Consider the following 7,533-nt stretch of genomic DNA (forward strand, 5'->3'; position numbering starts at 1 on the left):
TCAGGTGCCGGCACGGGCGGCCAGGATGCCGAGGCGGACGCGGTTCGGGGCGCCGGTCTTCGTCATCAGGCTCGTGATGTGGGTCTTGACGGTCGTCACACCGAGGTGAAGGCGGTCGGCGATCTCCTGGTTGGACAGGCCCTCGCCGACGAGGGTCAGCACGTCGCGCTCGCGGCGGGTCAGGTCGGGCAGGGCGTCCGCCGGGGCGGCCGTCGCGCGCGGGCCGCCGGCGCTCACCGCCCGGGCCACCAGGCGGCGCAGGACCGCCGCGCTGAACGGGCTGTCGCCCTCGGCCGCCTTCCGGATGCCGTCGAGCAGCTCGGCCGGGGCCGCGTCCTTGACCAGGAAGCCGCAGGCGCCGGCGGCCAGGGCCGGGTACAGGTGGTCGTCGTCGTCGAACGTCGTCACCACCACGACCTTGCAGGCCGGATGGGCGGCCCGGATGCGCGCCGTGGCCGCGGTGCCGTCGACGCCGGGCATCCGCAGGTCCATCACGACGACGTCGGGGCGCAGCTCGTCGGTGAGCCGGATCGCGTCGCGGCCGTTGTCGGCCTCGCCGACGACGTCGAGGTCGGGCTCGGCCTCGCAGAGCATCCGCAGGCCGGCGCGGACGAGGCGCTGGTCGTCGACGAGCAGTACCCGGATGCTCATGCGCCCACCGCCGGCAGCGTCGTGGCGAGCGCCCAGCCGCCGCCGGCCACCGGGCCGGCCCGCAGGTCGCCGCCGAGCAGCTCGACCCGCTCCCGCATGCCGATGAGCCCGTGCCCGGTCCCCACCGCAGGCCCGGCCCTGCGCGGGCCGCCGGGGCTGCCGTCGTCGGTGACCGACCACTCCACCGACCGGTCGCGCAGGCGGACGACCAGGCGGGCGTGCGGGGTGGGGCCGGCGTGGCGGGCCACGTTCGTCAGGGCCTCCTGGGTCAGGCGGAGCACGGCCAGGCCGCGTACCGCGTCGAGGCCGGCCAGCGCCGGGTCCACCTCCGCGTCGACCGCCACGCCCGCCTGGCGGGCCCGGTCGACGGCGGCCGCCAGCGCGGCCGGCAGCGAACCCGGCTCGATCCACACCACGGCGGGCCCGGGGGCCGCGGCGGCCGGGTCCGGCGCGCGGAGCACGGTGACGAGGCGGCGGAGGTCGGCCAGCGCGGCCGTGCCGGTGGTGTGGACGTCGTCGAGGACGGCCACGGTGCGCGGGTCGGCGTCCGGCAGGACGTGGCGGGCCACGCCCACCCGCAGCACGATCGAGGCGACGTGGTGGGCGACGACGTCGTGCAGCTCGCGGGCGACGGCCGTGCGCTCGTCCGCCCGCGCCGCCCTGGTCTCCGACACGCGGCGGCGCTGCTCGTCCGCCGCCCGGCCCTCGGCCTGCCGGGCCAGTTCCCGGGCGCCGCGGACGTTCACGCCGAACAACACCGGGACGCCGACGAGGATGAGGATGTTGTACAGCACGGGCAGCGCATCGGCCGGCAGACGATGCCACTCGTCGGCGAAGTGGGCCGCGAACAGCGCGACGGTCGCGACGGCGAGCCGGCGGCCGGGGGCGCGCAGGGCGAGCTCCAGCGTCGCCCAGCCCGCGCCCACGATCGGGATCACGGCGCGGTCCTCGCCGAGCAGCAGCGCGACGGCGAGGACCGCCGACTGGGTCAGCGCGCCCGCGAACGGGAATCGGGCGCACAGTGGCACGAGCGCGAACTCGGTGAGGTCGGTCGCCCAGTCGAACGCGTTGCGCGGGTGGGCCGGATCGCGCAGGAGGACCAGGTACCCGACGCCGCACACGGCGAGCAGCACCAGCCGCGCGAGGGCGAAGCGCTCGTCGAACATCCGGGTGAGCACCGACCCACCATAGGTCCTCATCGAAGGGCCGCGGCGGTACCGGCGGCGCCCGCCGCGGCGAGCAGGCCGGCCGCGGTGAGGGTCGCGGCGCCGGGGTGGACCAGCGGCTCGCCGCGCAGCGCCTGCCAGGTGACGACGGCGAGGACGCCGGTGAAGAGGGCCGCGGCAAGCAGCACCAGCCGGGCCCGGCGCCGTTCGGTGAGCCGCGGGAGGTGCTGCGCGAGGACGGCCAGCAGCAGCGCGAGCAGCGGCAGGGCCTGCAGTGCGTGCAGGCCCACGAAGTGCGGGATGCGCAGGTCGCCACCGGTCGTGCTCCAGCCGGTGAGCGGCATCCCGGGCCCGCCGTCGGCGACGCCGACGCTGTGCGCGCCGACGACGGTGTCCACGCCCGACGCGATCGCGCGCCGCTGCGCGGTGTTGGGCAGCACCATGAGCGCGCCGAGCGACATGCCCACCAGGGAGAGGACCACGCCGAGCCGGACGGCCCAGCGGTTGGCGCGGTCGGCGACCGCGGTGCGGAACAGCAGCACGCCGAGGACGAGGGTGCCGGCCCAGAGCAACGTGATCGTGCCGCCCATCGTCAGCCGGACGGCGTCGTCGAGCGGCGTCGTGTTGTTGAAGTGGCTGGCCCGCCCACGGGCGGCCTGGCCGACGATGAGCAGCATCTCGGCCGCGGCGCTGATCGTGATGACGGTCCCGGCCCGGTCGGCGAGGCGCCGCCCCCGCCCGACGAGCGTGATCATCCAGGCGAGCGTCAGGCAGTACACCATGAGGGACAGCGAGAACTTGAACGGCTTGAGCCACACCGGCGCGCCGATCACCGTGCGGTGGTCGAGGAGGAGCCCGGCGGAGCAGGCGAGGGCCAGCGCGGCCATCGCCACCGAGAGGGCCACGAGGGGCCGGTGCCAGCGTACGACCCGGGCCACGGAGGCATTGAGCGTCGTCATGCAGTTGAGCCTGTGCGGCGGCGGGCGCCGGCAGATCCGACCGCAGGCCCGACCTTCCGGCCTCCGGGAGGAGACGCCCGGCCGCCGGGGGGATGGAGAGCGCTCTCCGTAGCGGCCCGCCGACCGCCCGAATTGTGCCAGTTGGACGGGCGACGTATTGACGAACCCGCCCCTTGGGAGCACCATCGGGAGAGCGCTCTCCAAGCGCAGACCCGCCCACCGGCGCCCTCACGCGCCGGTGCCCGGCGTGACCGCCTCACGCCGTCGAACACCCCTTGGGAGCCCCATTGAGGACCAGAACCCGCACGACAACCAGATCCCGGCTCCGCAGAGTCCTGGCCCCGCTCGCCGTCACCACCACCGTCGTGGCGTCGGTCGTGGTCGGCGCCCTGCAGCTCACCGCCGCCGACGCCGCCACCGGCACACTGCTGTCGCAGGGCCGCCCGGCCCTCGCCTCCTCCACCGAACTCGGCGAGACGCCGGCCGTGGCCGCGGTCGACGGCAACAACGCCACCCGCTGGGGCAGCCTGTGGAGCGACCCGCAGTGGCTGCGGGTCGACCTCGGCTCGACGGCCACGATCTCGCAGGTCGTGCTGCAGTGGGAGGCGGCGTACGGCAAGGCGTTCCAGATCCAGACCTCGCCCGACGGCAACGCCTGGACGACCATCTACAGCACCACGACCGGCACCGGCGGCACCCAGACGCTCGACGTGAACGGCTCCGGCCGGTACGTGCGGATGTACGGCACGCAGCGCGGCACCGGCTACGGCTACTCGCTGTTCGAGTTCAAGGTGTACGGCACGTCGGGCACGCAGCCGACGCCGACCGGCGGCGCCGGGTACGTGCCGGCCAACCCGCAGGTCACCGGCGTGGTGCCGTCGACGGCGACCCCACCGCCGACCAACCCGCCGACGACCCACCACGAGTTCCAGGCGAACTGCTCGGTCAGCCGCAGCAACCTCAACGACGACCCGATCGTCTTCTTCGGCCTGCCGGGCGCCTCGCACTCGCACACGTTCATGGGCAACACCACCACGAACGCGAACACGACCCTGGCCTCGCTGCAGGCCGGCGGTACCGCGTGCATCACCCCGGGCGACAAGAGCGCCTACTGGATGCCCACGCTGTACAACGGGGACACCGCCGTGCAGCCGACCGGCCCGCAGGTCATCTACTACAAGAGCGGCGTCATCGACTACCGCAGCGTCCGCCCGTTCCCGCCCGGCCTGCGCTACGTCGTGGGCAGCCCGTCGTCCACGCTGGACGAGTTCCGCAACCACCCGGGCGCGGTCGAGGGCTTCGAGTGCGGTGACCTGACCCGGCAGTGGGACATCCCGGCCAACTGCGTCGCCGGGAGCCAGCTCAACGTCCGGTTCCAGGCCCCGAGCTGCTGGGACGGCAAGTACCTGGACACGCCCGACCACAAGTCACACATGGCCTACCCGGTCGTGGGCGTCTGCCCGTCGAGCCACCCGGTGGCGGTACCGATGATCGAGTTCAAGATGGCGTGGCCGGTCTCCGGCAACATGGCCAACGTCCACTTCTCCAGCGGACGCGGCTACTCCTTCCACTACGACGTCTACAACGCGTGGGACGTGCCGACCCTGGCCGCCCTGTCGAACCACTGCATCAACGGCGGCCTCCAGTGCAACCCGCGCGGCTTCGACCAGTACAAGCCGGAGCGCGGCGCGGCCCTGAACGAGAACTACGTGCTGCCGTGACCCGCACCTGACCGGACCCGCCCGCTCCGCAGCTCGTTGACGTAGTCGGCGACGCCGCGGGGCGGGCGGCCCAGGATGTGCTCGAGGTCGTCGCTGTGCCGGTCGAAGCGGCCCAGCGCGTGCAGGCGGACCATCGTCGCCAGGTGTTCGGCCACGTGCTCCGGCAGGCCGAGCGGGGTCAGGACCTCGTCCACCCACCGGCGGTACGGCAGGTCGACGTAGGTGACCGGGCGGCCGAGCGCCTCGGCGAACTGGACCGCCAGCTCGACGGCGGTCACCGGGCGCGGGCCGGTCAGCTCGTACACCCGGCCCACGTGCTGGCGCGGCGCGGCGAGCACCGTCGCGACCACCTCGGCCACGTCGCCGGCCAGGACGGGTGACGTGCGGGCGGTGCCGAACGGCAGGCGGATCGTGCCGTCGCGCTCGATCGAGTCGAGGATCGACGCGGTGAAGATGGGGTTCTCCAGGAAGGCCGTGGGGCGGATCTCGACCACGGGCAGGGCGGACCAGTCCAGCACCCGCTCCCCCAGCCACTGCTGGTGGTGCTGGCGCGACTCGACCGAGCTGATGATGCTCATCTGCGACACGGTCATCTGCGACATGTTCACGAAGACCTCGATGCCGCCGAGCTGGCGGGCCGCGGCGGCGGCGGTGACGGTCGCCTCGAGGTACCGGTCGTTCACCCCCAGCCCGAAGTAGACGCGGTCGCAGCCGTTCATCGCGTGCAGGACGTCGGCGCCGTGGGTGAGGTCGCCGGCGACGACCTCGGCGCCGAGGTCGCGCAGGGGGCCGGCCCGTTCGTCGTCGTGGTGGACGAAGGCGCGCACGGGCAGGTCGCGGCGGCGCAGCAGCTCGACGACCCGCTGGCCGACGCCGCCAACCGTTCCGCCTGCCCCGGTGACCAGGATCGTCATGGCCCGCAACTACCCGGACGCGCGGGCTTGACACCGCCGAGCAGACTGAGCCGTCGTCCTCGGTCTTTCGCGGCGAAGGAGCCCGTCGGTGTCCAGCAGCAACTCGTACCTCGATCAGGTGGTCAGGCAACAGGAGCGACTGGAGGCGGACCTGCGGACGAAGCGCAGCGCGCCGATGTCGGCGGCGCCGGCGCCCCAGAGCAGCGGCGGCGGCGGGCGGTCGCGGTCCGGGCCCGCGGGCGAGGCGGCGGTGCCGACGTCGAGCGCGGTCGAGGTCCGGGTCACCGGGATCGGCCGGTGGAAGACCGTGCTGGTCCCGCCGAACGCCTTCGTCGTGCACACCCGCCGCGGCCAGGCCGAGCCGCTGCACGTGGGGCTCGGGGTGTCGTTCCGGTACAACCCCAACACCGACTCGTACCTCGTGGTGCCCGGCGCCATGCAGACCATCCTCATCAACGCGTACTGCATCTGCAGCGAGCTGCAGGGCGTCCTCGTCCAGGCCTACCTCCAGTGGATCATCGAGGACTTCGCGACGGCCTACCGCAAGCTCGACTTCGCCGACGCCGACGACCCGATGCGCGTGGTGAACCTCCAGCTCAAGGAGCAGGCCGAGGCCGCCATCAAGGACAAGGTGGCGACGCTGAGCGTCGGCGCCGTGCTCAGCGACAAGCAGCCCATCATCGAGGAGCTGACCGCCCGGCTGCGCGCCGTCGCCGAGGGCGTCGGCCTGCGGATCGTCACGGTGCAGATCAAGGAGGCGGTCGTCAGCTCGGCCCGGCTGTGGGAGAACCTCCAGAAGCCGTACCGCTCGGAGCAGGGCCGCATCGCCCGCCTCGCCGAGCTGGTGGCGGAGGAGGCGATCGGCGAGCGGGAGCGGTCCGCCGGCCGGCAGCGCGAGACGCAGGTGATCGAGAACGAGCGCGAGCTGGCCGACCTGCGCGCCCGCAGCGCCGCCCTGCAGTTCGACCGGGACGCCGCCGAGCGGCTGCGCCGGTCGCAGCGCGAGCAGGAGGACGCCCGCGCGCTGGCCGACCTCCAGGACGCGACGAGCCGCCACGCGCTGGCCCTGGAGCGGGAGCGGGCCGACGAGGAGGCCGAGATCGGCCGGGTGCGCATCGCCCGCGAGACGGAGCTGGCCCGGCTGAAGACGGAGGCCGAGCTGCAGCAGACCGCGGCCCGGGCGCAGGCGCTGCACGAGCAGGCGCTGCTGGAGCTGGAGCGGCTGCGCCAGCGCGCGGCGATCGACAACGCGCAGTCGCCGGAGAACATCCAGGCCCGCCTGGTCGAGTCGCTGCCGGAGATCGTGGCCAGGCTCCCGAAGCCGGCCGAGCTGCGCACGGTGAACATCGGCGGCACCGACCAGACCACGGTGGGCGGCCTGCTGGCGGAGCTGACCACCATCCTGACGGCGCTGCGCTCCTCGCTCCCCCAGCGCTAGTCGAACACGTAGAACACCGCCCGGACGGTGAGGAACGCGGCGAAGACGGCGATGAACCACATGAACGGCGCCCCCTTCGTCGGGCCTCCGCGTCCCTGGTACCGCACGGGGAACCGGTTCGGCGCCACCAGCTCGGCCCGGCGGATGCCGTACCCGGCGGTGGCGCTGACGGCCACCACCAGCGGGCCGACGACGAGCAGCCAGGCGGGGAAGCGCGCGGCGGTGAACAGCAGGCCGAGGAAGCCGACGAAGCCGAGCCAGAAGAGCTGGACCATGCGGTCGGCCCACCGCCGCGCATCCCGCTTCTGTTTCGCGAACGCCCGCACCGTCGCACGGTCGGGCTCGGTGGCGTCGACGGTCTCGGGGGCGTCGCCGTCGCTTGGACTCCGTCGCAGCCGGCGACGCATGTTCCTCGGCATGACTGCAGCATCGGCCACCCTGTCAACCCCGGATCGCCCGGGACACCGAGGCGGCGATCCACATCGGACGGTCCATGATCAAGGGAGACATCTGGCTGTCATGGCGACCAGATGTTTCCCACGCTCATGGAGCCGGCCGCGGGCGTCCGCGCGACCGGAGGTCGCGGGTTCTTGGGACGACGGCGGTGGCAGCGTCCGTGCCGCCGGGGCGGATGCCCGGGCGGCACGAGCGTTGTCTGGCGGGAGCGACGGTCGTCAGTTGCGC

At 73.7% G+C, this 7,533-nt stretch carries 7 protein-coding genes; 2 read left to right on the top strand and 5 right to left on the bottom strand.

All coding sequences use genetic code 11. The features are described from left to right. From ABZS66_RS04705 to ABZS66_RS04715, 3 genes are read right to left on the bottom strand one after another with little or no spacing between them, the layout of a single operon-like run. A complete protein-coding gene (locus tag ABZS66_RS04705) occupies positions 1 to 651 on the bottom strand; it encodes a response regulator transcription factor (RefSeq protein WP_354755142.1) in 651 nt (216 codons plus the stop codon). Then, positions 648 to 1,829: a histidine kinase gene (locus tag ABZS66_RS04710; RefSeq protein WP_354755144.1), complete on the bottom strand. Its 1,182-nt coding sequence runs from the start codon at positions 1,827 to 1,829 to the stop codon at positions 648 to 650. Before ABZS66_RS04710 ends, ABZS66_RS04705 begins: the two co-directional genes overlap by 4 nt. A 17-nt stretch (positions 1,830 to 1,846) precedes the next feature. Next, the gene (locus ABZS66_RS04715) at positions 1,847 to 2,776 is read right to left on the bottom strand and encodes a hypothetical protein (protein WP_354755146.1); all 930 of its coding nucleotides are present in this window, start codon (positions 2,774 to 2,776) and stop codon (positions 1,847 to 1,849) included. Positions 2,777 to 3,141: 365 nt separating this feature from the next. Here ABZS66_RS04715 and ABZS66_RS04720 point away from each other — a divergent pair, with 365 nt between their 5' ends. Beyond that, the gene (locus ABZS66_RS04720) at positions 3,142 to 4,497 is read left to right on the top strand and encodes a DUF1996 domain-containing protein (RefSeq protein WP_354755159.1); all 1,356 of its coding nucleotides are present in this window, start codon (positions 3,142 to 3,144) and stop codon (positions 4,495 to 4,497) included. On the opposite strand, the gene ABZS66_RS04725 is transcribed toward ABZS66_RS04720, so the two are convergent. Beyond that, positions 4,482 to 5,411 carry an NAD(P)H-binding protein gene (locus ABZS66_RS04725; RefSeq protein ID WP_354755148.1) on the bottom strand — a complete coding sequence of 310 codons (930 nt, stop codon included), beginning with the start codon at positions 5,409 to 5,411 and terminating at the stop codon, positions 4,482 to 4,484. The two genes, ABZS66_RS04720 and ABZS66_RS04725, sit on opposite strands and share 16 nt — an antisense overlap. Positions 5,412 to 5,499: 88 nt before the next feature. Between ABZS66_RS04725 and ABZS66_RS04730 the strand changes: the two genes are divergently transcribed. After that, positions 5,500 to 6,849, top strand: a complete 1,350-nt coding sequence (locus ABZS66_RS04730) for an SPFH domain-containing protein (RefSeq protein WP_354755150.1) — start codon at positions 5,500 to 5,502, stop codon at positions 6,847 to 6,849. On the opposite strand, the gene ABZS66_RS04735 is transcribed toward ABZS66_RS04730, so the two are convergent. Next, positions 6,846 to 7,268, bottom strand: a complete 423-nt coding sequence (locus tag ABZS66_RS04735) for a hypothetical protein (RefSeq protein WP_354755152.1) — start codon at positions 7,266 to 7,268, stop codon at positions 6,846 to 6,848. The genes ABZS66_RS04730 and ABZS66_RS04735 overlap by 4 nt on opposite strands. Between the last annotated feature and the right edge of the window lie 265 nt (positions 7,269 to 7,533).

Origin of the sequence: Dactylosporangium sp. NPDC005572, assembly GCF_040605515.1 — a bacterium.
Classification (GTDB): Bacteria; Actinomycetota; Actinomycetes; order Mycobacteriales; family Micromonosporaceae; genus Dactylosporangium.

Bases quoted from the DNA above. Each gene is read 5' to 3' on its own strand.
- ABZS66_RS04715 (WP_354755146.1), bottom strand. From the start codon at position 2,776: ATGACGACGCTCAATGCCTCCGTGGCCCGGGTCGTACGCTGGCACCGG.
- ABZS66_RS04735 (WP_354755152.1), bottom strand. From the start codon at position 7,268: ATGCCGAGGAACATGCGTCGCCGGCTGCGACGGAGTCCAAGCGACGGC.
- ABZS66_RS04705 (WP_354755142.1), bottom strand. From the start codon at position 651: ATGAGCATCCGGGTACTGCTCGTCGACGACCAGCGCCTCGTCCGCGCC.
- ABZS66_RS04725 (WP_354755148.1), bottom strand. From the start codon at position 5,411: ATGACGATCCTGGTCACCGGGGCAGGCGGAACGGTTGGCGGCGTCGGC.